Origin of the sequence: Rhizobium sp. 62_C5_N11_2, from assembly GCF_051811185.1 — a bacterium.
GTDB classification, from domain to species: Bacteria; Pseudomonadota; Alphaproteobacteria; order Rhizobiales; family Rhizobiaceae; genus Rhizobium; species Rhizobium leguminosarum.
In genome coordinates this window covers 483,927-508,862 of record NZ_JBPWPW010000002.1, presented here as the reverse complement: position 1 = coordinate 508,862, position 24,936 = coordinate 483,927, and the positions used below count along the sequence as shown (strand labels likewise).

Here is a 24,936-nt window from a genome sequence, read left to right as displayed (position 1 = left end):
TTACGGCTCGAGCCAGGCATCATAGAAAAGCGGCTTTGCGTTTGTTGCCCAGCTGAGGCCGTGAAGCTTCTTCGACGCCCCGAGCTGGTATGCTGCCACAAAGAGCGGCACCGCATAGGCCTGTCCGACGATTTCCGACTGGATCTCGCCATAGAGCCGCTTCCGTTCCGCATCGCTTTCCCCGATGGCCTTGCTCAGTTTCTCATCGAGGCTGTTGACGCGGACGTAATCGGATCCGTTCGGCGGCATATAGGTCGAATGGAACACGGTGCGCAGTATGTCCGGCTCCGCACGCACATAGTAGAAGGAGACCAGATCGTAGTCGTTGCTGTTGGCCCGGGCGGTGTAGCCGCCGGCGTCGACCGGATCGAGCTGGAAATCGAAGCCGGCCTGGCGGACCTGATATTGCACCGCTTGCGCAAGCGTCACGTTCGATGCGCCGACGGACGCGCTGTCATAGACATAATGCACGGTCAGGCGGCGGCCTTCCTTCGTGCGAAATCCCTCGGCATCCTTTTTCGTCCAACCGGCCTCGTCGAGCAGCTTGTTCGCCTTGGCGAGATCGAAGCCCCATGCGCCGGCCACACCGCCATCGTAATAGAGCGTCGACGGCCCAAGAATATTGTCGGCCGGCTTGAGCGTGCCGAGATAGGCTGCCTTTACTGCCGCCGCCCCGTTCACGGCGCTCTGGAAGGCTTGGCGGACCTTGGCGTCCTGGAAAGGTTCCTTGGAGGTGTTGAGGAAATAGGAAGTGTTGACGCCGGGATTCTCCCTGGTCACGACCTGGAGCTTCTCATCGCCCTGCACGGAGCGGTAATTGGCAGGCGGTACTTCGTCGATCGCCTGAACCTGGCCGCTTGCCAGGGCACCGAGGCGGACCGATGATTCCGGCAGATATTTGAAGTCGATCCCGTTGAAATGGGCCGGGCCGGCATGTTTGGCATAACCCGGTCCCCAATTGTAGTCGGCGCGGCGCGTGAGTTTGCTGCCGCTGCCTTTGACGAAGCTTTCGAGAATATAGGGACCGGAGCCGACGACGGTATTGGTCGTGCTCGTCGCCTTCTGCAGATAGGTCGGTGACTGGATTCCGAGATAAGGCAGGCTCAGCCCCTGAAGCAACGGCGCGAAAGGCTTCTTGTAGTGAATAATGAGCGTGCCGGCATCGATCGCCTCGATCTTGTCGATCGGACCGAGCAACGATTTTGCGTAGCTCGACGTCGTCTTCGGATCCAGGATCCGCTCGAAATTGTACTTGACCGCGGCGGCATCGAGAGGCGTGCCGTCGCTGAAGGTCACGCCCTGCTTGAGATGAAACGTATAGACCGTGTTGTCGCCGTTGATCTCCCAGCGCTCGGCCAGCCACGGCGTAAAACTATTGTCCTCGGCTTGCCCGACGAGGGAATCGACGAGGTTTCGAGTGATGACGGCGGTGATCGAGCTGCCGGTAATCGAAGGATCTATGATCGCCGTGTCCGTGGCGAGCCCGACGGTCAACGTGCCGCCTTCCACCGGCTTTGCGCTCTCGGCCGCATGCGCCTGTGGGCCTGCAAATGCCAGAAGGGAAAATGCCAGAAGGGGAAATGTCAGCGCAAAGGCAATGGGATGTCGCCTCGGAAATGGTCTGAAAGTCTTTACGGTCATATCTAGTCCCGGAGTTGGTGATGCTTCAGGTCTGGCCCGGCGGCTGTTCATGCGTCGATGAACAATCAGCGCGTTAGCATTTATTGTCTATAAAATTTATAGACTAAAGGCATTCTGGTCCATTTGAGCCTGCGGATGAAAAAATCCGTTCCGCAAAAATCTTGTCAACGGCCACTGGAAAAGCGGCTTCTTCACCGACGCCGTGGTCAAAATGTGAAACGAAGGCCGTCGGTTTGAGCGGCGATTGAAATCGTCACAGTCGTCACCTCGTCGGCGCATGCGTCCTTGCTTGCTCATTGGCGCCCGCTGGAACGTGAGACAAGGGCCAAGGCCCTAAACGGCGGCGGCAAGATTCGGCGTTGAATATTGCACAGCCCGATCCGGCAGCCCAAGGTTGGAACGCAGCGTGCCCTCCACGTAGTCGGTCAGGTAGACCCCTCTTTCCTGGAGGATCGGCACGACCCGTTCGACGAATTCGTCGAAGCCGCCAGGCGTCAGGTGCGGTGCGAAGACAAACCCGTCGGCAGCCTTTGCCTGCACATAGCGGTTGATCTCGGTTGCGATCTCGTCCGGCGTGCCGACGAAATGCTGGCGGCCGGTGACGCGAATGATCAACTGGCGAATACTGAGCTTGTCGCGCTCGGCCAGCTCACGCCATGAACGCGCCATTTCCAGCCTGCCGGCGACGTCCTGATTGTTGGCGCGTCCTTGTGCCAACCGCGTCTCGGAAATATCCGGCTCGATATCCGGCAAAGGTCCGTCCGGATCGTAGTTCGAAAGATCCCGGTTCCAGACCTGCTCCAGAAACACGATCGCATTCCTTGGGCTGACCTGCTGAAGACGGATTGCTCTCAGCTTCTCCTGGGCATCCGCCTGCGTGTCGCCGATCACGAAATTGGCGCCGGGCAGGATCTTCAGCGCATCCGGGCTTCGGCCGTATTTCGTCAGACGACGCTTCACATCGGCATAAAAGGCCTGCCCGGCTTCGAGCGAGCCGTGGCGGGAATAGATCAGGTCGGCATGGCTGGCAGCAAGCTCCCGCCCCTGGTCGGAATCTCCCGCCTGCGCGATCACCGGAGCGCCTTGCGGAAGGGAAGACAATGCGGATTGCCCGGCAATGTTGAAATGTCTGGAACTAGCAGCGAAATCACCATCGGTCCACAGCTGGCGTGCGGCTTCGATGAATTCGCGGGCACGTTCGTAGCGCTCCTGGTGCGGCAGGTGATCGCCGCGACGGAAATTCGCGCCGGTAAATGCGCCCGGCGAGGTCACGACATTCCAGCCGGCGCGTCCGCCGGACAGAATATCGAGCGTCGCCAGTTGCCGTGCGAGCGGATAGGGTTCGTTGAAGGTCGTGGTCAGGGTGCCGATCAGCCCGACATGATCGGTGATCGATGCAAGCGCCGTCAAAATCGCCAGCGTATTGGGGCGACCGGCGACGTCAAGCTCGTGGAAGCGGCCACCCTGCTCGCGGACCCGCAGACCCTCCGCCAGAAAGATGAAGTCAAATTTTCCGCGCTCCACGGTTTCGGCAAAATGCCGGAACGACGAAAACTCGATCTGGCTTCCGGCCGCCGGATCGCTCCAGACTGTGAAGTTGTTGACGCCGGGAAACTGGGCTCCCAGGATAACCTGCTTTTTGGTCATGGGATGGTCCTTTCCGCTCATGCAGCAGAGGTGTAGCGATTGACGGCGGCGGGCAGGCCGAAGCGCTCTCGAAGCGTCCCGCTTCCCGGCTTTCGCAAGAGCGACGCGCCTTCTAGCGCCGGAAGGAGCTCATTGACGAGGTGATCGAGTTGCCTTTTCGGATCGCGCACGATCACACGGACGCCATTGGCGCCGGAGGTCGCAATCCGGCCGACCTCAGCGACGAAGTCGGTGACGGAAGCCGCTGCAGCATCGATGTCGAGATCGACAAAGAAGGCTTGTGCTTTCGGGCCATCTGGAAGACCGCGCAGATCGGAGCCGATGAAGACGACATCGGCCGTAGCCGATGCGTCGTCGCCCTCGATCTGGACGGCGGCCACGACCGGCTGGCCCTGCGGCGGACGCGGTGTGATCGACGGTCCGAGGACTTTAAACCCCGCGCTCTGGAAATTGATGTAGTGAAGTTTGGCGCCGTCCAAAAAGCGAAAGCTCTCCCGGTCGCGGATGATGGCGTCTTCCTCCCAGCTGTCCCACAGGCGGCGGATGACATCGATCCCGTCCTTGCATCCTGTTCCAGCGCCGGCCCGTCTGTCGTCGGAAAACCGCTAAGTGCGCCGATCGCTTGCTCTGCCTGCAGAACACGATTGCCGCGAAGCTGCTGGGCGAAAAGACCGGCCCGGCCCTCGCTCACATAGTCCAGGGTCGCGACTGCGGTCGAAACGTGGAAAGGCTCCAGATAGTTGATTGGAGCGCCGGCGAGGATACCGATTTTGCGGCTGCGCGGCGCCAGCCAGTTGGCAAGCAGAATGGCATCCAGTCCGTCGCCGCCGGCTGCGGCGAAACTGTCCTCCAAAGTGATGAATTCGACCACGTCGTCGAGACGAGAAATCAAGGTTCGCCAAAAGTCGCGCTGGAAGATGTGGCTGCCCTGCGGGTATGCGGCGGCATCAACGCCGATGCCGACTTGAAGTCCATTTGGAAGCGTCATGATCTGTTCCGTTGAAATGGTGAATGGTCATCCGTGCGGGTCGCAAGGCGCATCGTCATGCGGCGGAGGCGTCGTGGCTCGACAGCCGGTCCCTGATCTTCGCTTCCTGTCCTGTTTTCAGCGCCGTGACCCGCGCAGTCGCCTCTTCGAACGAGGCTGCGGGCGGGTAGATCGGTGTTGTCCCCACCTGCCCGGCCTTTTGACCGATATGCTTTTCGAAAGGCAGGGAACGATAGAGCGAGGGATCGGCTGACGTATCGAAGAGCGGGCGGTAGCCGAGCGACAGATAAAGGGCGACTGCTTCGGGCTGGCGGAACCCGGTCGAAAGATAGGATCTGGTGTAACCAAGCTGGGCAGCGCTTTCCTCCAGCGCCAGAACAATAGCGCGGGCCAGTCCCTGACGCCGCAAATTCGGATGTGTCCAGATCCGCTTCATTTCGGCAGTCTCATCGTCATGGCTCATGAAGGCGCCGCCGGCAACGGTTTCGCCATCCCGCTGCAGCAGCAAGAAATCGCCCAGCGGATGGGAAAACAGCGAAACGGGGTAACGGAAGATTTCCGCGCGCGCCCCGCCGGGGCGGCTCGCTGCTCCATATCTCCCGTCATATTCGCTGACCAAGCCGTCGATCAGGGGCTGGGCCGCAGGCTCCAGCAGTGACGATCGGACAACTATATCAGTCATGAACACGCCTCCGATGAAGGTCTGACCGCGTTCCGGATGCGGTTTCAAGAAAATGCCCTGAAGCTCATCCGGCGCACCTAACATCGTCAGCATGCCTGATCGGCGGATCGGTTTGCACGGCATGATTGTTGCGTTTGCCGCCGAATATTAAAAGATCATTGCTCGATTTAATAGTTCACTAAAAATATAGATTACATGTTTTAATCGACCGGTCGGGTCGGAGCAGATATGTCATACGCCCTCAGCTTTCTCGATAAAAGTCCAATCCACGGCCCGGAAGGGGCAACGGCGGCGCTGCAGCGCAGTTTGAATCTGGTCAAAAGGGCCGAGGATCTGGGCTATCGGCGGTTTTGGGTCGCGGAGCATCATAACTCGCCCAACCTCGCAAGCTCGTCGCCGGAGGTGTTGATCGCCTTCCTTCTCGCCCGCACAAGCCGCATCCACATCGGCTCCGGCGGCGTCATGCTGCAGCATTACAGTGCCTACAAGGTTGCAGAAAATTTCAACCTGCTTTCCGCTCTCGCGCCGGGCCGGGTCGATCTCGGCGTCGGCAAGGCACCCGGCGGCCTGCCGCTGTCGACACGCGCCCTGCAGCAGGCCTACGACCCGGAACGCAAACCGTCCTTCGCCGCGCAACTGGCCGAACTGGACGGTTTCCTCAGCCACGGAGACGTCGGCCAATCACAGACTGAAAGTCCTCTCGCCTTTCCCGTGCCGGATCAGCCGCCCGGTCGTTTTCTGCTCGGCGCAAGCGCGCAGAGCGCAACATTAGCGGCCAGCCTCGGATGGAGCTTCGTCTATGCGGCCCATATCCACGGTGATGCCACTGCGATCACCGAAGCATTGTCGGCTTACCGGACCGCAGGCGGTACGTCAGCGCTGTTGGCCGTCAGCGTCATCACCGCGGAAACGAATTCGCGTGCCGAAAGCCTCGGCGGTGAGACGCGCCGGTTCCGGGTCGAGGTCGAAGGCGCCCAGGCGGTAAATGTCGGCAGCGAAGAGCAGGCGCTCGAATATGTGCGCCAGTCGGGCAAGACGCAATACCAGATCGAGGAGCGAAGCCCGCGCCTCATTCGCGGCACACCGTCGAAGGTCCACGTCGAACTGCAGCAACTGCACGAAACCTATGGCGTCGACGAATTCATCATCGACTGCCCGCTGTCGGATGGCGCGCAGCGCCTGAAAACGATCGAACTCCTGGCCGATGGGCGCACAGCCATCGCTGCCTGACCATCGGACAACAAAATTGGGGCCATCACCGTGGTAACAAGACGAGATTTTCTAACAGGCACCGGCATTGCGGCACTCTCCCTGACGGCTGGATTGCGGCTTTCCCAGGCGCAGGCCAAGGACCTACCGGCCAGCGGCGGCTCGCTGAGCTGGGGCGTGGAAACGGAACCGAGCACGCTCAATCCGCACCTGAACGGCCAGGCAAAGGCGAAGCTGATCCTGCGAAATGCCTATGAAACACTGCTGGCCCGCACGCCGGATGGCGGATACGTGCCGTGGCTGGCGAAAAGCTATTCGGTCTCCGACGATGGCAAGACCTACACTTTCGCCCTTCGCGACGATGTGACCTTCAGTGACGGCGAAAAGCTCGACGCGGCCGCGGTGGCGCTCAACTTCACCAAGCTGAAAGAGCCGACCTATTCCGGCAGCATCAGTGCCGGTCACGTTTCGCATGTTTCCGAAGCGGTTGCGGTGGATTCCCACACGGTCGTGCTGAAGCTGGCCGCCGTCTATTCGCCCTTCCTCGACGGTGCCTCCGGCATAGAAATCCTGTCGCCGAAATCATTTTCGTCGTCGCAGCTGAAGTCGGGCGGCCCGGAAATCGCAGGCACCGGTCCCTTCATTCTCGACAGCTACATCAAGGGTCAGGAAATCCGCTTCAAGAAAAACCCGACCTATAATTGGGCTCCTGATAACGCTGCCCATCAGGGGCCTGCCTATCTCGACGAAGTCATCTACCGTTTCCTGCCGGAGTCGGCTGTGCGAACGGGCGCTCTAACCTCCGGACAGGTGCATGTCATCGAAGGCATAGGGGGCAATGACGCCGGCTTGTTCAAGGATAATCCGGACTTCACCTATCAAAGCGCGATCAATACCGGCACGCCCTACACGCTCTTCCTGAATGTGACGATCGGCCCGACCACCGACGTCAGGGTGCGCAAGGCGGTGTTGGCGGCCATCGACGTGGAGCGGGTGATCGCCTCGGTCTATCGCGGCGAACGCAAGCGCGCCTGGGGCATTCTCACGCCTGCCGACACGGACTTCTACGACAAGAGCATCGAGGGCCGCTACGGCTTCGATGCTGGGCTCGCCAACAGCCTTCTCGACGAGGCGGGCTGGACTGCAAAGGACGCCGACGGTTTTCGCACGAAGGACGGCAAACGGCTGACCATCGAAATCGTGCAGTCCCAGGCGACACTGCGTGACCAGCGCGACATTCTGCTCCAGGCCGTCCAGGCACAAGCCCGCCAGAACGCGGGTATCGATCTTGCCTTGCAATATGTCGATGCCGGGACCTATGCGAACCGTCAGAAGGACGGGCAGTACGGCATCATACCCAATTCGACCACGACCCAGGAAAACGGGGTCACCATCTATTTCCATTATCTGCCGCGCAATAAGGGCGGATCGATCAACTACAGCCGAACGGAAGCGGCTGAAATTTCCGCCTGGCTTGATGAAGCGGCCTCGACGCTCGATGCCAGGAAACGCTTCGAGATCTACGCGCAACTGCAGCGCTTTGCGCTGCTCGATCAAGCGCTGGGCCTGCCGCTCTATGTGCCGGACGACCAGATTGCCGCCTCCATCGCGGTGAAGGGCGTCGGCTTCCGGCCGTTCAAGCGGCTTCCCGAAAACGCATACGACATCTGGCTGCAGCAGCCGGCATGAGCCGACCTCCGTCGGCTTTCAAAAGGGAGACGAAATTCGAAATGCCTATCCGCAGACAATTCCTGACCGTGACCGCAGCCGTTCTTGCGGCCTCCATGCTCCCGGGTCTTTCCGTTGCGCAGGATGCCAAGCCTGTCAGCGGCGGCAAGCTGACATGGGGCGTCGAAACGGAGCCCGCCACGCTCAATCCGCAACTGAACGGCCAGGACAAGACCAAGCTCCTTCTGCGCAACGCCTATGAATCGCTGCTCGCCCGAACGGCCGACGGTGGATATGTTCCGTGGCTGGCAACCGAGTACAAGATTTCCGAGGACGGCAAGACCTATACGTTCAAGCTGCGCAACGACGTCACCTTCACCGACGGCCAGAAACTGAACGCTCAAGCCGTCGTGACGAATTTCACCAAGCTCAAGGACGCGGCCTATTCCGGCAGCGTCAGCGCCGGCCCGGTCTCGCGTATCGAGGAAGTAAAGGCCGTGGACGATGACACGGTCTCTTTCACGCTCAAGCGGGTCTATGCCCCCTTCCTCGACTATGTCGCCAGCTTGGAAATCCTGTCTCCGGCCGCTTTTGCATCTTCGCAGCTGAAGTCCGGCGGACCTGAAATCGCCGGCACTGGACCTTTCATCCTGAAGCGTTACGCCAAGGGCCAGGAAATCCAGTTTGTCAAAAACCCCTCATATCACTGGGCGCCGAAAAATGCTGCCCATCAGGGGCCGGCCTATCTCGACGACGTGACCTATCGTTTTCTGCCGGAATCCTCGGTGCGGGCAGGGGCGCTCACCTCCGGCCAGGTGGACGTGATCGAAGGCATATCCGGCAACGATGCGGCGCTGTTTAAGGAAAATGCCGATTTCAGCTATCAAACCGCATTGAACACCGGCACGCCCTATTCGCTCTTCCTGAACGTCACCTGGGGTCCCACCCAGGATATCGCCGTGCGAAAGGCGCTCGTCGCGTCCATCGATGTGGATGCCGTGCTGACAGCGGTCTATCGCGGCGAGCGCACCAGGGCCTGGGGCATTACCTCCCCTATCGATCCGCAGTTCTACGACAAGAGCATCGAAAAGACCTACGGCGCCGATGCGAAGCTTGCCAACCGCCTCCTGGACGAAGCAGGCTGGACGACGCGCGATGCGGAAGGTTTCCGCTCGAAGGACGGCAAGCGACTGACCATCGAGGTCGTTCAGGCTCAGGCCACGGTGCGCGACCAGCGCGACGTGTTGCTGCAGGCACTGCAGGCGCAGGCACGCCAGAACGCGGGCATCGATCTCGCCATCGTCTTCGTGGATGCGGGGACCTATACGGACCGGCGCAAAACCGGCCAATTTGGCTCGATCGCCAATTCCAACACGCCGACTGACGCCATCGACATCGAATATCACTACCTGCCCCTGGATAAGGGCGGCACCATCAACTACAGCCGCGCGGCCGCGCCTGAGCTGTTGCAATGGCTGAACGAGGCCGCCTCGACCCTCGATAACAAGAAGCGCTTCGAACTCTATGCGGGCCTCCAGCGCTTTGCCATTGTCGACCAGGCTTACGCCCTGCCGCTTTACGAGCCTGAGGATCAGGTGGCGGCAGCGGATTATGTGAAGGGCATCACCTTCCGTCCCTTCAAGCAACTGCCCGAAAGCGCCTACGACATCTGGCGCAGTGAATAACTCCGTCCCGTCAACGCAACCCTGCGGCCGTGGCCGCAGGGTGAATGCAGGAGTGACAGACAATGACTGCCGAAAACACGACGGCCTTGGGCGAAGCGCCTGCCGCCTTTCTCTCACGGCGGCGCCGGCTGAATCGCAACAGCCTGGGGTCGCAGATCCTGGCCCGGTTCGGCTCCGCCATTCTGGTTCTGTGGGCGGCGGTGAGCCTGAGCTTCATCAGTCTTCAGCTCGCCCCCGGTGATATTGTCAGCCTCCTGATCGGTGAACAGTTGCGAACACCGGAGGTGGAGGCCGCCATCCGTGCCGAGTGGGGTTTGGATGAGCCGCTGCTGGCGCAATATCTCTCCTATCTCACGCGTATCCTGCATGGCGATTTCGGGCGCTCCTACATCCTGCAGACCGATGTTTCCGGCCTGGTCCTGTCGCAAATGCTGCCGACATTGAAACTGACGGCGGCGGCACTCGTGGTTGCGGTGGTATTTGCGGTGGCCAGCGCCGTCATCACCGCCGGCAAGCGCCTGCCTCGCAGTATCGCCGGCGGGCTCGAGCTCATTCTGATCTCCACGCCGTCCTTCTGGCTCGGCATCCTGCTGCTGTTCGTCTTCTCTTTCACGCTGAAGCTTTTTCCTGTCTCCGGCGACAGAGACTTTTCGGCACTGGTGCTGCCCGCCCTGTCGCTCGGCCTGTCTCTCGGCGCCGTCATCGGTCAGGTCCTGCGTGAGGGGTTGGAGCGGGCTCTGGAAGAACCGTTCGCCCTGACCGTTCGAAGCTGGGGTGTCGGCGACCTCGTTCTGCGGCTGCGGCATGGCCTGCGTCACGCCGCTTTGCCCGCTGTCACGCTGACGGGCTGGCTGATCGGTAACCTGCTGTCCGGTGCTGTGATCACCGAGGCAGTGTTCGGCCGGCCGGGCCTTGGGCGCATCACGGTCAACGCCGTTCTGGCGCACGACCTGCCGGTCGTGCTGGCGGTCGCCGTACTCTCCGCATTCATCTACGTCGTGCTGAGCACGCTGGTCGATGTGCTCTATCTGCTGCTCGACCCTCGCCTGCGCAACGACGCCAGGGAGGCCGGCCGATGAGTATTTCCTCCACAGTGCCGGAGCAAGAGAGGGGTAGAACTGTCCGGCTCCTCCGTGGGGCCCTGTCGAGACCCGGCGTTGTCGTGTCGTCGCTTTTCCTGTTGCTGGTGGCGATTGCAACCGTCTGGCCGCATGTGCTGACCGCCGCCGATCCGATAGCGGCCGATCCCTTGCAGGCGCAGCTGCCACCCTCCGTCGACCACTGGTTCGGCACGGATCATCTCGGCAGGGATGTCCTTTCCCGCGTCGTGCATGGAACCCGCTATTCCATTTTGATCGGTGTAAGCGCCGTCGCCATCGCCGCTGTCATCGGCTCGCTGCTCGGCCTTCTCTCAGGCCTCGCCCGCGGTCTCATCGATGAAGCGATTTCACGTTTCCTGGACGTCGTTTCGTCCTTCCCGGATCTGCTCCTTGCGCTGGTGCTGATCTCGTTCACCGGTCCAGGCACGGTCAATCTTATCTTCGCGCTCGGTGTCGCATCGGTGCCCCGTTTCGCACGGGTGGTGCGTGCCCAGACATTCGTGATCTCCAAAAGCGGCTATGTCGAGCAGGCGAGAACATTCGGACTGACGCCGCGCGTGCTGGTTATCCGCCATATCCTGCCGCATGCGATAGCCCAGGTTCCCATCCTGGCGACGATCGGTCTCGGCACGACGATCATCCAGGCCGCCGGCCTGAGTTTTCTCGGCATGGGGCCGCAGCCTCCGGCGCCCGAGTGGGGCGCGATGCTGGCCGAAGCCCGCAATTACCTTCGCGTCGCCTGGTGGATCGGGGTGTGGCCCGGTCTCGCCATCACGCTGACAGTCATTGCCATCAGCGTTCTCGGAAAACGTTGGCAACTCGCCTTCGAAGGCAGGAGGCAATTATGACCCCCGTCGTTCACATCAACAATCTCACGATCGGCTTTCCGCAGAACCAACGTCCCAATGCCGTCGTCCATGGCATCGACCTGACGATCAACAAGGGCGAGACCGTTGCTCTGGTCGGAGAGTCCGGTTCCGGCAAATCCGTGACGGCCCGTTCGCTCATCGGCCTTTCCGGCGTCGGCGCCAATGTGCGTGCCGACCGGTTCGACATCGATGGTGAAAGCGTCCTCAATTTCGGCGAAAGGGACTGGCGACGCCTGCGTGGCGAAAAGATCGGCTTTGTTCTTCAGGATGCGCTCGTGTCGCTCGATCCGCTGCGGCGGATTTCCCAGCAATTGTCGGATGCCTTCGGCAGACGCGGCTTCTTCGCCCGCCCGGATGTCGGCCGGGACAGCCATGCGCTGCTGCGCTCGGTCGGCATCCCCGACCCGGAAAGGCGCTTGCCGCAATATCCGCATCAGCTGTCCGGTGGGTTGCGCCAACGCGCCCTCATCGCCACGGCGATTGCCAGGCAGCCATCGCTGCTGATTGCCGATGAGCCGACAACGGCGCTCGACACCACCGTACAAAAGCAAATCCTTGATCTCTTGGCCGAGCGCCGGAGGGCCGGTCACACGCTTCTGCTGATCAGCCACGATCTGGCTGTGGTTTCGCGCCTGGCCGACCGCGTGCTGGTGATGCACAATGGCAGGATCGTCGAGGACGGACCGCCGGGCAGGATCCTGAGTAATCCGGAACATCCTTACACGAGACAATTGCTCGATGCGGTGCCGTCAGCGGGATCGCGGGGTTTTCGTCTGTCTCCTTCCGGCCAGCCAGATTCCCAACAACAGATTGCGCGTGTGCCTGCCGCACCAGCCGAGCGGTTACGCATCCCGCTGCCGGCCAAACATATCGACCAGGAGAACCGCGTCCTGTCGTCCCACAATCTCTTCAAGCGTTATGGGGGAGCCGGCGGCGCATTTGCCGTCAACGACGTGTCGTTCGACCTCGCCGCCGGTGAAGCGCTGGGGATCGTCGGCGAATCCGGTTCCGGTAAGACCACCGTTGCGAAAATAGTCCTCGGTCTGGTCGAGCCGGACGACGGCGCGGTGTTCATCGACGGCGAGCAGTGGAGCAATATCCCGGAGGCTCGACGTCGCTCGCGGCGCGCCAGCATGCAATTGATCGCCCAGGACGCCCTCAGTTCCTTCGACCCGCGCTACACGGTCGAAAAAATCGTCGGCGAGAGCCTCGACTCCGTCGGCACCTTCGGTGCGTCCCGCCGCGAACGCGTGCTCGAAGTGCTGGATGCCGTCCGCCTGGGTTCGGCCTATCTCAACCGTCATCCGCGGGAACTTTCCGGCGGCCAGCGCCAGCGGGTGGCAATTGCCCGCGCCTTCGCGCCGCGACCGCGGCTTCTGGTGGCGGACGAACCGGTCAGCGCGCTCGACGTTTCGGTGCAGGCACAGGTTCTCGATCTGCTCGCCGAACTACAGGCCGCGTCCGGTACGGCACTTCTCTTCATCTCCCATGATCTCGGTGTCGTCAATCATCTCACCGATCGCGTGCTGGTGATGAAGGACGGCCGGATCGTCGAGGCGGGGGGCGTCGAGCACGTCTTTTCCGCACCGCAGCACAGCTATACACGTGCCCTCCTGGAGGCGGTCCCGGCTCTGGCCTAACCGGCGCTTGCAAGAACATCCGGCAAGAGTTTGCCGGAGACACGAATTCAATCTGCGAGACATCTGTCATGACCCCTACCCGCAAACGTCGCCTGAAGACCCTGACCGGCGCAAGCAGCGTCATCTCCGCATCGAATGACACCGAGCCATCGGCGGGTGCCAGGCGCGCCGTCGAACTTGCCCGCAAAGCCGAGGCCGAGAAGATCACCGGCCTCTTCACCGCCGATCTTCTGCATATCGACCCGGCCGGCCTTGCCGGCACGGCCGGCATACAGGAGCCGATCATTGCTCTTGCGGCGCTCAGCCAGGCGACATCGCAGATCGGCCTGATCGCCACCGTCTCGACCACCTTCCATCACCCCTACAATCTGGCGCGCCAGATCGGCACGCTGGATCACGCCAGCGGCGGCCGCACCGGTTGGAACGCGGTGACCTCCTCCGTCGGCGAAGAGAATTTCGGAGAGACGCTACCGAGCCCGGAAGAACGCTACGAGCGCGCCGCCGAATTCATCGAGGTCGTCAACGCGCTTTATGATGCCAATGAACGGGACGCAGCCCAGCGCAAGGGTTCCGGAGCCGTCGGCATCGACCCGGCCAAGTTCCACCGCATCGACTATCGCGGCAAGCACTTCAGTGTCGCAGGCCCCTTGAACGTGCCGCCCTTGCCGCAGCGCCGCCCGGTCCAGTTTCAGGCCGGACAGTCCGAAGCCGGGGTGACGGTGGGCGCGCGCTACGCAGAGGTCGTCTACACCTCACAGCCCAAGCTCGAGGACGCCATTGCCTTCGCGACCGATTTACGCCGTCGCGCAGTGAGTTTCGGTCGTGGAAGCGATCTGCCCTTCATCATGAATTCCTTCCACGCGGTGATCGGCGAGTCCGACGCCGACGTGGCGCGGCGCCTGAAGGAAAAACACGAGCGCATTGACTACGAGCAGGGTCGCTTGAAGCTTGCCGACATGCTGGGCGGCGATCTCGATCTCTCCGGTCTGCCGCTGGACAGGCCACTACCGGAGACATTGCTGCCGGAGGTGACCAGCATCAACCGCAGGCGCGGGAGAGTGGAGATCTTTCGTCGCTACGCGCGCCAGGGACTGACGCTGCGCGAACTGATCATTCAGGCGCAAGAGACCGGCCATTGGTCGGTTGCCGGCACGCCGGAACAGCTGGTGGATGCGATCGAAGAGCGCGTCATTGCCGGCGTTCTCGATGTCTTGTCGCTGCATGGCTTCGGCAATCCCGACCAGGAGGATCTGCTGGTAAACGGTCTGCTTCCTGAACTCCGGCGCCGTCAACTGATCGACACCGATTATGTCGGAGAGGATTTCCGCTCCAATCTGGAGCTGCCGCCGCTTGCGTCACCGACCGCCATTCAGGCATCGCAAACAGGCTGACGGCAAGTCGTTCCCGGCTTGAGACGTAGAGAGCTTTCACAAGTCGCCAAAGGCTTTGACGACGCGCCGCGCTCGAATACATAGGCAACCACGCGGGCAGCTAGGGGGACGGAATAGGCTCATGCTTGGGCAAGCATAGCGAGCGGCCGCTAGGATGATCCGGGGCTCGACCTATGGTTTGGATGCCGAAACAGCGTGATGAAATTATGAACCGTCCGTTCCGCCCATCGCCTAATGTCGCCACACCTTCAACGCCGAAACCAGGAGAATGATTGCCAATGCCGGCAGCAACACCGCATTGGGAACGATGCCAAGCAGCAGCCCGCCAATAAACGTACCGACGATCGATCCAGCAGCCATTATGAGCAGGAAAGCCTTGTTGCGGCCGACGACGGAGAAGCTCTGGTCGCGACTGTAGCGGGTGAAGCCGACCAGCATGGTTGGCAGGCTCACCGCGAGCGAGAGACTACCGGCGAGCTTGATATCCGCGCCGAACAGAAGCACCAGCGTCGGGATCAGAAGTTCGCCCCCCGCGACGCCAAGCAGCGCGGCGACGATGCCAATGATGAAGCCCGCAATAACGCCGGCAACGAGCTGGGAGACGCCCGTCAATAGAGGTCGGCCGGCTGAGGCGTCGTGCCCAAGCATCAGAACGATCGCGATCGCCGCGAGCATGATGGCGATGACCTTGTAGAGCGTCTCTGACTGAAGTTTGGTCGCCCGGCCTGCGCCGAACCAAGCGCCGATCAGGCTCCCCGCGAGGAGGTTGAGAACGATCGGCCAGTTATCGGCTATAGCGCCGAAGGGCACGCTACCAGCCCGGAAGGGGAGCGCGGTCGCGACGACGACGAGGCTCATGGCCTTGTTGAGGATGACTGCCTCTAGGGCTGCAAAATTGAAGAACCCGATCAAGATCGGAAGGCGGAACTCGGCGCCTCCCAGGCCGATGAGACCTCCGAGGGCACCAATAATGGCTCCTCCACCGAAAGCAGCAGCAGGATGACGGGGAAGTGGTGTGTTGGCGGTGTCAGTCATGGGCGATATGTATGCATAAATATCACGCAGCAGGACAGTCGGTATGGCAGATGGAAACGCAGAAAATTGTCGATGGTGGCACGCTCTCGTGAATGCCGGCTTACCGGCGAACCCCACAGGCGAACTCGCCACCTCGCCCCTTGGCAGGCTGAACGCAAAATCGCGATCGATGACGCCGCAAAAATCGTCCGAGCGTGCGACAAGGGAGGAACATCGAGTGCAACCAGTTCCTAACTTCCAGTCCGTGCAGTGATTACAGCATCGGCGATTTCCACAAACCCGGCACCACCAGGGCCTTCCGTGATCCAGCTGGGTGGCTTCGGTTATTTGCCTTAACGTCAATCGATAAGCGGCCCTACGCGCGGAAGCGCCACTGAGAGGTGACATTTGGTCGGGACTACTTCTGTGGCGGCTCGAACAACTCGATTGGATTACCAGCCGGATCATCGACCAGAATCTGCTTTCCACCCATGCCGGTCACGATCTCGTTGCGAAAACGAATTCCCGCCGACCGTAGGCGGGCGACTTCGACGTCAAGGTTCGTGACCTCAAGCTGAATCCGATTCCAGCCGCCAGGCGCGGGCTTGCGGCCATCCGGCATCGGTTGAGACGCTCCGCCCGGCCCCGTCGTCCCGTTCACAAGCAGGCGCAAATCTCCCCGTACCAGGATCGCGAAGCTCGGAGCAGGATGGGCGGCGATGGAAAAGCCGAGATGCGTTGCATAGAACGCCATTGCTGCATCCACGTCGTCCACGATATAACGTACGCTGACAGTCGCCATGTTGGCTTCCAAGTCATTCAGTCTCGAACAATCAGGCAGCTTTCGTCTTTCGCCCAGTCGGCAAAACTGAGATAGTAGGCGCGGACATCCTCATATCCGGCCCGGGCGACGGCAGCGGCCGCGAGCGCCGCTCGGCCACCGCCATCGCAATGCGTGACGACATGGTCGCCTTGCTGGAACCCGGCAGCGGTCAGAAGCTCGCGCAAGTCTTCGGCAGGCTTCACGAGGCCACTGTCGAGCAAATCGGAATGCGGAAGCAAGCGTGCGCCTGGGAGATGACCGCCGCGAGCGTTGCGCCGAAGGTCCTCGCCAGCGAACTCGTCCTTGGTCCTCGCGTCGAAAATCCGAACATCCCTGTCAAGCTCGGCCGCCAGTGACTTCCGGTCTACCAACCCGACCGGTCCCGACCCTGGTTGCGCCCTGAACGTTGCCGTGCCGGCAGGCCTCTCGGCGGTCGCCAGCAGGTCCTCATGCCCACGGATCGCGGGCCATCCACCGTTCAAAATCAAAGTTCTTGCGCCAAAATATTGGAGGATAAACCATACCCGTGCCGCTTCGGTCATCCGGCCATCATCATAAACGACGTTGGGCATTTGACCATCCACGCCGAGCGTGGCGATTGCACGTTCCCAATAGTCAACGTTTTCGAAGGACGTCTCGCCAGTCTTCGCCGCCGCCTCCCACACCTCGATAGGCACGCGGACGGCGCTGGCCGGATGATCGCCCTCAAACGCGGCCAGCTCGCGCACGTCGAGCAGACGGAAGCCCCCTAAGGACGGAAGTGCGATTGGCTCGATGACAGGGTCGTGCGACATCGGGATTCCTTCTCAGATGCTCAAAATTGTGCCGGATAAAGCTAACAAAACGACTACGATCCATGGAGGCGACTTCCAGACGGCCAGAAGGAGGAAGCCCGCAAGCGCAAGCGCAAAATCGTACGACGTCAGGACAGCGCTTGTCCAGACGGGGTTGTAGAGGGCCGCGCCGAGAATGCAGACAACAGCCGCGTTCGCCCCCCGCACTGCAGCCTGGGCAGCTTTGGAGCGGAGTCCGTCCCAGAACGGCAACACGCCATAGACCAGCAACATGCCCGGCAGTAGCAACCCCACCAGCGCCACCTCCGCACCGACAACGCCATTTGGCGAAGGTCCCATCACCGCGCCGAGATAGGCGGCGAACGTGAAAAGCGGACCCGACACTGCTTGCGCGACGCCGTAACCCGCCAGGAATTCCTCGTTACTGCCCCATCAGTGCGTAACGACTTCTGCTTGAAGCAAAGGAAGCACCACATGCCCGCCGCCGAAGACAAATGCGCCCGACCGGTAAAAAGCGTCGAACAGAGCGAGACCTTGAGAATGGGTTGCACTGACGACAAGCGGGGGCAGCAGGAGAAGTAATGCGAAAAGAATGAGTGCCACGCCGCCGCCCCGCCGGGAGACAGGGAAGTTTAGTTGTCCGGAAATCGGTGTCGCGTCAGCACTGCACAGCCACAGGCCCGCGCACGCTCCAATGCCGATGGCCGTGACCTGCCCAAAAGAACCGGTGAAGACCACAACGATAGCAATCGCGGCAAGCGCGATGCCTGCACGCACTCGATCTGGTGTGAGCGTTCGGGCCATTCCCCAAATGGCTTGGGCGACGACCGCGACAGCGACCAGTTTCAGGCCATGGAGAAAACTTTCGGCAAGAGGACCTTTGAACGCGGCTGCACCAAGCGCGAAAGCAACTAGGATAATGGCCGACGGCATGGTGAAGGCGAGCCAGGCGGCAAAGCCTCCGCCGCCGCCCCGCAAAACTCCTAGGGCAAAGCCAACCTGGCTCGACGCCGGTCCGGGAAGGAATTGGCAGAGCGCCACTAGGTCCGCATACCCCTTTTCGTCGATCCATTGTCTTCGAACGACCAGTTCGTCACGGAAGTAACCGAGATGCGCGATTAGGCCCCGAACGAGATGAGGCCGAGTTTCAGGAACACTCGGAAGACTTCGAAGGGAGAACCCTGGTCTGCATGATCATCCACTGGCCCAAAAAATCCCTCGTACTCAGTCCCGCAAGACGTCGCGGCAACTCGGTTTGCATAGAGCGTAATGCCCGAGGCCTGAGAATAGGTTCTCACCATGCCGGGCAATGACGGAAAATATGATGGGGGATTTTGAGTCAACCCTGATCGAGCGTGTGGGCAGATTAAAGGTCTTAGGATGCATGACAATGTCACTTAGGCACCAACTGCCCAAGCTTCTGACAATACGGTTGCCCGCGTGATCAAACTCGTCGAGGAGGCCCAGGAGTCGAAGGCTCCGACCGAGCGATCATCGACTGCTTATCGAAATAATGCGCCGGGCGTCGTTGCGGTCGCCGTTCTGCCGCGCTCGTGGCCGATGGCAACTGGTCCGCGTGGCTCTCTGGCCCGCTAACCTCGCAGGTAGGCGCCCGCCGAGTGGATGAATGCAAGATCGCGCTCGCGAGCGCGATCTTGTCTCATTGGTGACGGGGAACCGGACCTCAACCGGCACTTCGTCAAGCATTCATCCTCTGCAGCGATTTGAATGGCTGCACACATAGCGGAGGCTCGGGGTTGATCAGATCCGGGCGCCACCCGTCGCATCAATCATCTGGCCCGTCGTCCAACGCGCATCGTTCGATGCAAGAAAAGCGATGACGTCGGCGACGTCCTCCGCCTGTCCTACACGTGAGAAGACCGAGAGGGCTTCGGCGCCGGCGCGCGCGTCCGGCGATGCCAGCCATTCGGCATTCATGTCCGTCTCCGTCACACCCGGCAGCACGGCATTGACCGTAATCCCGCGAGCTGCAAATTCAGGTGCCAGCGCCAGTGTCAATGTCTCCAGCGCCCCCTTGGAGGCCGCATAGGCGGGATGCGTCGGCGCCGCGATCCGCGTAAATCCAGTCGAGACATTGATGATGCGACCATTATCGCGAATGTGGTCGGCCACTGCCTGGATCAGAAAGAACGGCGCTTTATAGTTGATCGTCATGACCTCGTCGAAAGCAGCTTCGCTCGTCTGCTTCAGCGGCAGTGCCGGCGCGATGCCCGCATTGTTCACTAGAGTATCGAGAGCTGACGAGCCCGTCTCGGTACGCGCGGCTTCGCTGAACTGCGCCCAGAGGCTGTCGGCCGCCTCCTTGCCCTGTCTGAGATCGGCCTTCACGGCGACGGCCTTGACACCAAGTGCCTCGATATCGCGTACGGTGGCATTGGCCGCATCCACGTTGGCCGTGTAGTGCACGCCAATTAGCTCCGCACCCTCCTTCGCAAACGCAAGAGCAACCGCCCGGCCGATACCGCGCGAACTTCCGGTGATGAGAGCTATCTTGTTTGCTAGTCTCTGGGACATGGGAACACTCCGTTGATAAATTAAATAGGGATCCCTATAATAAGAGGCTTAAGCCACCTGTCAACGACATTAATAGGGATCGCTATTTTAATGGAGAGTCCAGTCCGTAAACGAGGAAGGCCGCGCGTGCTCGATCGCGACGTCGGGCTCGACATCGCGGTGCGCTTGTTCTGGGAACGTGGCTACGAAGGGACCTCGACCGCTGATCTCACGAAGGCCATGGGTATCAATCCGCCGACCCTCTATTCGATGTTCGGCTCAAAGGAAGAGTTATACCGTCAGGCGCTCGACTTCAGCATCGCCCGTGAAACCAGCCGCCGGTTGGAAATCTTAGCATCAGACCTCCCTGTATACGAAGCCCTGACCCTCTTCCTTTACGACATCGCAGACGGTGATACGCAACCGGACAAGCCGCGAGGTTGCATGGTCTCGACCGCCGTCCTGCAGCATGCCGAAGAAAACGCATCCGTCGCGCAAATGACAGCGGCCCTGCGCGAGGCGTCGGTGCAGACCCTTAAAGCTCGCTTCGACCGTGCCGTCGAGGAAGGCGAGTTGCCGCCCCAGACCGATACCGATACGCTCGCTCGCTTCTACGGGGCTATTATCCAGGGCATGTCTGCACAGGCCTGCGATGGCGCCTGCAATGCGCGGCTGAAGCGGCTGATCGATCTCGCACTCACGGCCTGGCCTGGGAGCGCAGCCCCTAGAGCGGTTCGGCGTGGAGACACGTGAACCGCGTCGGATCGTGCTTACGCGCACCTTGCGTCTTCCACGTTGAGGTGGATTCGGTGTAAGCACCCTTTCTAGGTCCCTCGACGGCGGCAATCCGAACAGTCGCGCATATTCCCGCTGAACTGGTTCGGGCTTTTATATCCCACGTCATAAGAGATCGAAGTCGCGGAAAAGCATTGTACGGGGAACTTTGCCCACCCAGCAACCGAGGCCATCAAGAGCAGCCTAATTGAGCAATGAGATTGCAGCCTTGGGCAGTGCGAATTAGCCGACTCGATGGATCCGTAATACCTCTTCAATGACCTCTTCCAGTTCCCCGCGCGTGGCACCATCTCGGGCTTGGACAGACATGCCCTGAAGCACGACGACCAGAAAGCGGGCGAGGGATTTCGAACGGTCCGGATCGAGCCATCGGCCTAATGCTTCAGAAATCGCTTCCCGCATCGCGTCTCGGCGCTTCGACACGGCCAGCGCAAGGGAAGCGTGTTCTTCGGCGCATTGGAGCGTGCCGCTTGATACCATACATCCTCTTTCTCCCTCAGGATCGGTCACGGCATCAGCGCCTTGACGCAAGATCGCCGCCACAACTTCATCCTGTGTCGATGCTGCATCTAGGTTGAGAAGCGCGCCCGGAATTCCGGCATATCGGTCCAGAGCCTCACGATATAGCTCAGCCTTGCTCCCGAACGCAGCATAAAGACTCGGCGGCGCAATCCCGATCGCGGCCGTCAGGTCATTGAGCGATACGCCTTCATAGCCGTGCCGCCAGAACAGCCGCATGGCGATGTCGATCGCCTCTTCACGGTTGAATGTACGAGGCCCGCCGCGCCGCCTTTTGATCTGCTTATCCATTCGCGCAACCGGATGGCCTTGCTGAGCATCTGCTTGATTTGGATCCACGCGGCTATCTCGAGCGCGTCCTGGCCAGGATGACAGAGGGGCGTGATTTCCTGGAGCAGGAGGCCACTGATGCCTATCACGAGGCGTTCGGCCGACGGAGCGTACGACACGCCATCGTCGAAGACTATCGATCGGCATTGCAGGAGGATCTGGAACATGATCGGGCTGCTCGCAGGGAAGGTCGCAAACTTCGCTGCCCTGTTCTCGTATCCTGGCCTCAAGGAAATAGACAATCCGACGGTAGGAGTCCGATCGAAGTCTGGAGACAGTGGGCAGACGACGTCACCGGGGGAGCAACATCTGGTGGTCATCTTGAGGTCGCGGCTGCGGTTCTGTTCCTTGCAAGCGACGAGAGCAGTTTCACGACAGGTGCGGAACTTGTCGTTGACGGGGGTATGGCTCAGGTTTGACGACTGCCTTCGACGGCGCCGGGAACGAGACCTAATCTAAATTGAGTAGGCAGGGTGGCTGGCGCCCCGTTCTTCCCGATCGGTGATGCAGCCATCTCCAAGGTCACAATCGTCGCTGCAATGCCGTTGCGGGCCAGTGCCCGTGCGAAGGCAGCGCCGATGTTTTCCGCCGCAGTGATACCAATACTTGTCTTCTTCCTTTTGGGTTTTCATGTGCGGAAGCGAGATTTATGCGGACTGACCGCCATCGACGTTCAGAGTGGCGCCGGTGATGTAGCCGGTCGTCCCCGGCCGACAAGGAATGCGACCGCCGCCGCGAAATCCTCCGGCTGCCCATAGCGACCGAGCGCGGCAAGGTTTTCAGCATTTCTGCGAACTGCCCGTCTTTAGGGTTCATCTCGATCTATTACGCGAACCGAACCTGCTTCCCCTGAAGGCCCGTGTGCTCGTCGACTTTATCGCCAAGCTGTTTCAGCGGGAGAGAGATGCCGCCAAGCGGTTCGCTGCAAGTCTCGGGTAAGGCGCGGCTCGCTTGCCTTCGCCTTGATGGGACTCGAACCGCAGACCGGTGAATTGGTTGGTTTTCAAACTGCTGCGGGAAGAGGATCGGTGCCTTCACTAAGGATCGCGAGATACCGTCTATAGCTGAAAACGCGACCACGCTTGCGGCCGGTCACCTCCTCAACTATGCCGAACCGCTCCAGATCGGTGAGTGCCGCATTGACGGTAGGGGCCGATAGGCCCGTCTTTTGAACAAGCTGATTTGCCGTCAGGAACGGATTTTGCTGAAAAAGATCATGGATGCGAAGCGCTGAACCGGCTCGGTCGCTTTCAGTTGTGATGCGCTCGCGGTCTTCCTTGAACACCTCGACGATCCGAGTGGCGGCGTCAAATGCCTGGTTTGCGGTGTCGGCGACGCCGGTAAGGAAGAAGTCGAGCCAACCTTCCCAACTGCCGTGTTCGCGGACCTCCTGGAGCAGTCGATAGTATTCCGTTCGATGGGTCTTCAGGTAAAGACTTAGATACAGTAGTGGCTTACGCAGAACCCCGTTCATGCAAAGGTAGAGCGTGACTAGCAAGCGGCCGATACGACCGTTGCCATCCAGGAATGGATGGATCGTTTCGAACTGGACGTGCAGAAGGCCGGCCTTGATGAGTGCGGGCAGCCGCGACCGATCTTCATGCATGAAACCTTCGAGCGCATCCAAGCAGGTGTCCATCTCCGTGACAGGCGGCGGCACGAAGAGCGCATTGCCAGGTCGTGTCCCCCCGATCCAATTCTGCGAGCGCCGGAATTCGCCGGGATTCTTGGTACCCCCGCGCCCACTTTGCAGCAATCGCGCGTGCATTTCACGGATCAGGCGTAGGGACATTGGCAGAGATTCCAGTCGTTCCAAACCATACATCATGGCATCGACGTAGTTCGAAACTTCGCGGATATCATCGATAGGTTGTCCCGCCTGCGCTTCCGTCTCAAAACGCAGAAGATCGGAGAGCGTTGACTGTGTTCCTTCGATCTGCGAGGAAAGAACAGCTTCCTTCCTGACATACATGTAAAGAAAGAGCTCCTGACGAGGGAGCAGCATCGTGATACCATCTAGCCGTCCGAGAGCTCGCTCCGCCAAGCTAAGACGCTCCAGAAGTGAAAGCACATCAATGGCAGGCATAGGCGGCAATGGCGGAGGTACGAATGCCCGCACGGTTTCGCCAGCAACTGCTGTTTCGACAAAGCGGCCGGACCGCTGATTTAGCTCGGAATCAGACATGCGCTGATTATGATTTTCAGCTACTATTTAAGCAAGTGGGCCTTGGCTTAAATAACTAAGCAGCTAAGGTAAGCGCTCTTAAATAAGCGTACGCCCCAGTCGAGCGCCTTGAAAGGATGCGACCCGAAGACCTCATCATCGGTTGGAGTTGGATAACCCATATTTATGGAACTGCAGCTTTGAGAGAAAAAGATGGCGATGTCACCAGACCTGGCTGAACGGTGACACCCCGCAGGTTCAGCGCCTTAGAGCCTCACCAGTACTTTTCAAGAAGAAATGCATCTTTTCCGGATCGATCGGAACATCGAACGTGTCTTCGGGTCTGATCCTGGATGAGGCATGAATCTGAGCGGTAAACGCGCTCGCACCAGCTTTCCCGATGGCAAGCGTGTGCGGGCCGAGAGGTTCGATATCGGCGACGTGCACACGAATCGTCGGAAAGGTGGGGTCCGCGGTCATGGTGTGCTCAGGCCGAATACCGAGAACGATGGCCTTGCCAATGCCCTCCGAAAGGTGCTCCACGATGTCTGCTGGAACGGGAATGGCGACATCGTCTTCCGCCCGGAAGACAACGCCGCCGTCGCTGGCCTCCAGCCGCCCTTCGACGAAATTCATACTGGGGGCGCCGATAAAGGCCGCAACGAACAGATTTTTGGGAGATTCATACAGCGTGATCGGGTCTGCCGCCTGTTCGATACGTCCCTGGTTCATGACCACGACGCGATCGGCCATGGTCATCGCCTCGACCTGATCATGGGTCACATAGACGATCGTTGTTTGCAGACGGCGATGCAGCAGCTTGATCTCGGTGCGCATTTCGATACGCAGTTTGGCGTCCAGGTTGGATAGCGGTTCGTCGAACAGAAAGACATCCGGCTGACGCACGATCGCCCGGCCGATGGCGACGCGCTGACGTTGACCGCCAGAAAGCGCGCTCGGTTTGCGGTTTAGATAAGCACCGAGATTGAGAATGCGCGCGGCATTCCCAACGGCGGTGTCGATGTCCTCTTTCGGCGTTCCACGCACCTTCATGCCGTAGCCAATGTTTTCGGCGACCGTCATATGCGGATAGAGGGCATAATTCTGAAACACCATCGAGCAATTGCGCAGACCCGGGCGCAACGCAGTAACCTCTCGCTCGCCGATGCGGATTTCTCCGGACGTCGCCTGTTCCAGCCCCGCGATCATTCGCAGCGTGGTTGTCTTCCCACAACCGGAAGGCCCGACGAGAACCACGAATTCCTTGTCGGCAATCACCAGATCGAGCGGAGGAATGACCGCAACGCTACCGAAGGACTTGGTGACCTGATCCAAACGCACCTGGGACATGCTGTAACCTTTTCATCAGAATTCCATCGCCTGCCGTAAGCGGCGATGGTTCCTTCTTCTTTCAACGGTGTCTGATCCCATCCCGGCACCGCCGGGACGGGACGTGTCGAGGA

21 protein-coding genes and 2 pseudogenes are annotated in these 24,936 nt (G+C 60.4%); 10 read left to right on the top strand and 13 right to left on the bottom strand.

Annotated elements, in window-relative coordinates:
- From AB8B31_RS25910 to AB8B31_RS25900, 3 genes are all read right to left on the bottom strand, one after another.
- Entirely contained in the window at positions 1-1,641 is a 1,641-nt protein-coding gene (locus AB8B31_RS25910) for an ABC transporter substrate-binding protein (RefSeq protein WP_168326249.1), read from the bottom strand.
- A gap of 333 nt (positions 1,642-1,974) precedes the next feature.
- Complete coding sequence (locus AB8B31_RS25905; protein ID WP_168326250.1) at positions 1,975-3,288, bottom strand: LLM class flavin-dependent oxidoreductase; 1,314 nt, start codon at positions 3,286-3,288, stop codon at positions 1,975-1,977.
- A gap of 17 nt (positions 3,289-3,305) precedes the next feature.
- Positions 3,306-3,767 (bottom strand): hypothetical protein, encoded by a 462-nt coding sequence (locus tag AB8B31_RS25900; RefSeq protein ID WP_246796860.1) that lies wholly within the window; start codon positions 3,765-3,767, stop codon positions 3,306-3,308.
- Between the two features lie 143 nt (positions 3,768-3,910).
- On the opposite strand from AB8B31_RS25900, the gene AB8B31_RS25895 reads away from it, so the two are divergent.
- A complete protein-coding gene (locus AB8B31_RS25895; protein WP_376767663.1) occupies positions 3,911-4,291 on the top strand; it encodes a hypothetical protein in 381 nt (126 codons plus the stop codon).
- A gap of 40 nt (positions 4,292-4,331) precedes the next feature.
- On the opposite strand, the gene AB8B31_RS25890 is transcribed toward AB8B31_RS25895, so the two are convergent.
- On the bottom strand, positions 4,332-4,958 hold the full coding sequence (locus tag AB8B31_RS25890; RefSeq protein WP_115156588.1) for a GNAT family N-acetyltransferase: 627 nt from the start codon (positions 4,956-4,958) through the stop codon (positions 4,332-4,334).
- 228 nt (positions 4,959-5,186) lie between these two features.
- Here AB8B31_RS25890 and AB8B31_RS25885 point away from each other — a divergent pair, with 228 nt between their 5' ends.
- From AB8B31_RS25885 to AB8B31_RS25855, 7 genes are all read left to right on the top strand, one after another.
- On the top strand, positions 5,187-6,188 hold the full coding sequence (locus AB8B31_RS25885; protein ID WP_168326251.1) for an LLM class flavin-dependent oxidoreductase: 1,002 nt from the start codon (positions 5,187-5,189) through the stop codon (positions 6,186-6,188).
- A gap of 30 nt (positions 6,189-6,218) precedes the next feature.
- Positions 6,219-7,856, top strand: coding sequence for an ABC transporter substrate-binding protein (locus AB8B31_RS25880; protein WP_168326252.1), 1,638 nt, complete (start codon positions 6,219-6,221; stop codon positions 7,854-7,856).
- Positions 7,857-7,897: 41 nt separating this feature from the next.
- Positions 7,898-9,520 (top strand): ABC transporter substrate-binding protein, encoded by a 1,623-nt coding sequence (locus AB8B31_RS25875; RefSeq protein ID WP_439007570.1) that lies wholly within the window; start codon positions 7,898-7,900, stop codon positions 9,518-9,520.
- A 62-nt stretch (positions 9,521-9,582) separates the two neighbouring features.
- Entirely contained in the window at positions 9,583-10,599 is a 1,017-nt protein-coding gene (locus tag AB8B31_RS25870) for an ABC transporter permease (RefSeq protein ID WP_168326254.1), read from the top strand.
- A complete protein-coding gene (locus AB8B31_RS25865; RefSeq protein ID WP_168326255.1) occupies positions 10,596-11,468 on the top strand; it encodes an ABC transporter permease in 873 nt (290 codons plus the stop codon). The genes AB8B31_RS25870 and AB8B31_RS25865 overlap by 4 nt, the downstream gene beginning before the upstream one ends.
- On the top strand, positions 11,465-13,129 hold the full coding sequence (locus tag AB8B31_RS25860) for a dipeptide ABC transporter ATP-binding protein (protein WP_205933490.1): 1,665 nt from the start codon (positions 11,465-11,467) through the stop codon (positions 13,127-13,129). The genes AB8B31_RS25865 and AB8B31_RS25860 overlap by 4 nt, the downstream gene beginning before the upstream one ends.
- Positions 13,130-13,197: 68 nt before the next feature.
- Positions 13,198-14,520: an NtaA/DmoA family FMN-dependent monooxygenase gene (locus AB8B31_RS25855; RefSeq protein ID WP_439007569.1), complete on the top strand. Its 1,323-nt coding sequence runs from the start codon at positions 13,198-13,200 to the stop codon at positions 14,518-14,520.
- Between the two features lie 231 nt (positions 14,521-14,751).
- Here the strand turns inward: AB8B31_RS25855 and AB8B31_RS25850 are convergent, their stop codons facing one another.
- The 5 genes and pseudogenes from AB8B31_RS25850 to AB8B31_RS25830 all read right to left on the bottom strand — a co-directional run bounded on the left by AB8B31_RS25850 (position 14,752) and on the right by AB8B31_RS25830 (position 19,686).
- Complete coding sequence (locus AB8B31_RS25850; protein ID WP_131606495.1) at positions 14,752-15,555, bottom strand: sulfite exporter TauE/SafE family protein; 804 nt, start codon at positions 15,553-15,555, stop codon at positions 14,752-14,754.
- A gap of 397 nt (positions 15,556-15,952) precedes the next feature.
- Entirely contained in the window at positions 15,953-16,336 is a 384-nt protein-coding gene (locus AB8B31_RS25845) for a VOC family protein (RefSeq protein WP_115156592.1), read from the bottom strand.
- Between the two features lie 17 nt (positions 16,337-16,353).
- Complete coding sequence (locus tag AB8B31_RS25840) at positions 16,354-17,151, bottom strand: sulfurtransferase (protein ID WP_168326257.1); 798 nt, start codon at positions 17,149-17,151, stop codon at positions 16,354-16,356.
- Positions 17,152-17,163: 12 nt separating this feature from the next.
- Positions 17,164-18,353, bottom strand: a pseudogene (gene chrA, locus AB8B31_RS25835) (chromate efflux transporter).
- A gap of 559 nt (positions 18,354-18,912) precedes the next feature.
- Positions 18,913-19,686, bottom strand: a complete 774-nt coding sequence (locus tag AB8B31_RS25830) for an SDR family oxidoreductase (protein ID WP_105008739.1) — start codon at positions 19,684-19,686, stop codon at positions 18,913-18,915.
- A 90-nt stretch (positions 19,687-19,776) separates the two neighbouring features.
- Here AB8B31_RS25830 and AB8B31_RS25825 point away from each other — a divergent pair, with 90 nt between their 5' ends.
- Positions 19,777-20,418: a TetR/AcrR family transcriptional regulator gene (locus tag AB8B31_RS25825; protein WP_131703743.1), complete on the top strand. Its 642-nt coding sequence runs from the start codon at positions 19,777-19,779 to the stop codon at positions 20,416-20,418.
- Between the two features lie 264 nt (positions 20,419-20,682).
- Here AB8B31_RS25825 and AB8B31_RS25820 read toward each other — a convergent pair whose 3' ends face one another.
- The gene (locus tag AB8B31_RS25820) at positions 20,683-21,270 is read right to left on the bottom strand and encodes a TetR/AcrR family transcriptional regulator (protein WP_168326259.1); all 588 of its coding nucleotides are present in this window, start codon (positions 21,268-21,270) and stop codon (positions 20,683-20,685) included.
- A 77-nt stretch (positions 21,271-21,347) separates the two neighbouring features.
- On the opposite strand from AB8B31_RS25820, the gene AB8B31_RS25815 reads away from it, so the two are divergent.
- Positions 21,348-21,728 carry an SDR family oxidoreductase gene (locus tag AB8B31_RS25815; RefSeq protein ID WP_376767665.1) on the top strand — a complete coding sequence of 127 codons (381 nt, stop codon included), beginning with the start codon at positions 21,348-21,350 and terminating at the stop codon, positions 21,726-21,728.
- A 107-nt stretch (positions 21,729-21,835) separates the two neighbouring features.
- Here AB8B31_RS25815 and AB8B31_RS25810 read toward each other — a convergent pair.
- The 3 genes and pseudogenes from AB8B31_RS25810 to AB8B31_RS25800 all read right to left on the bottom strand — a co-directional run.
- Positions 21,836-21,913, bottom strand: a pseudogene (locus AB8B31_RS25810) (NADP oxidoreductase); the annotation flags it as partial.
- 399 nt (positions 21,914-22,312) lie between these two features.
- The gene (locus AB8B31_RS25805) at positions 22,313-23,494 is read right to left on the bottom strand and encodes a Fic family protein (RefSeq protein ID WP_130767184.1); all 1,182 of its coding nucleotides are present in this window, start codon (positions 23,492-23,494) and stop codon (positions 22,313-22,315) included.
- Between the two features lie 237 nt (positions 23,495-23,731).
- Positions 23,732-24,823, bottom strand: coding sequence for an ABC transporter ATP-binding protein (locus AB8B31_RS25800; protein WP_439007568.1), 1,092 nt, complete (start codon positions 24,821-24,823; stop codon positions 23,732-23,734).
- Positions 24,824-24,936 lie beyond the last annotated feature (113 nt).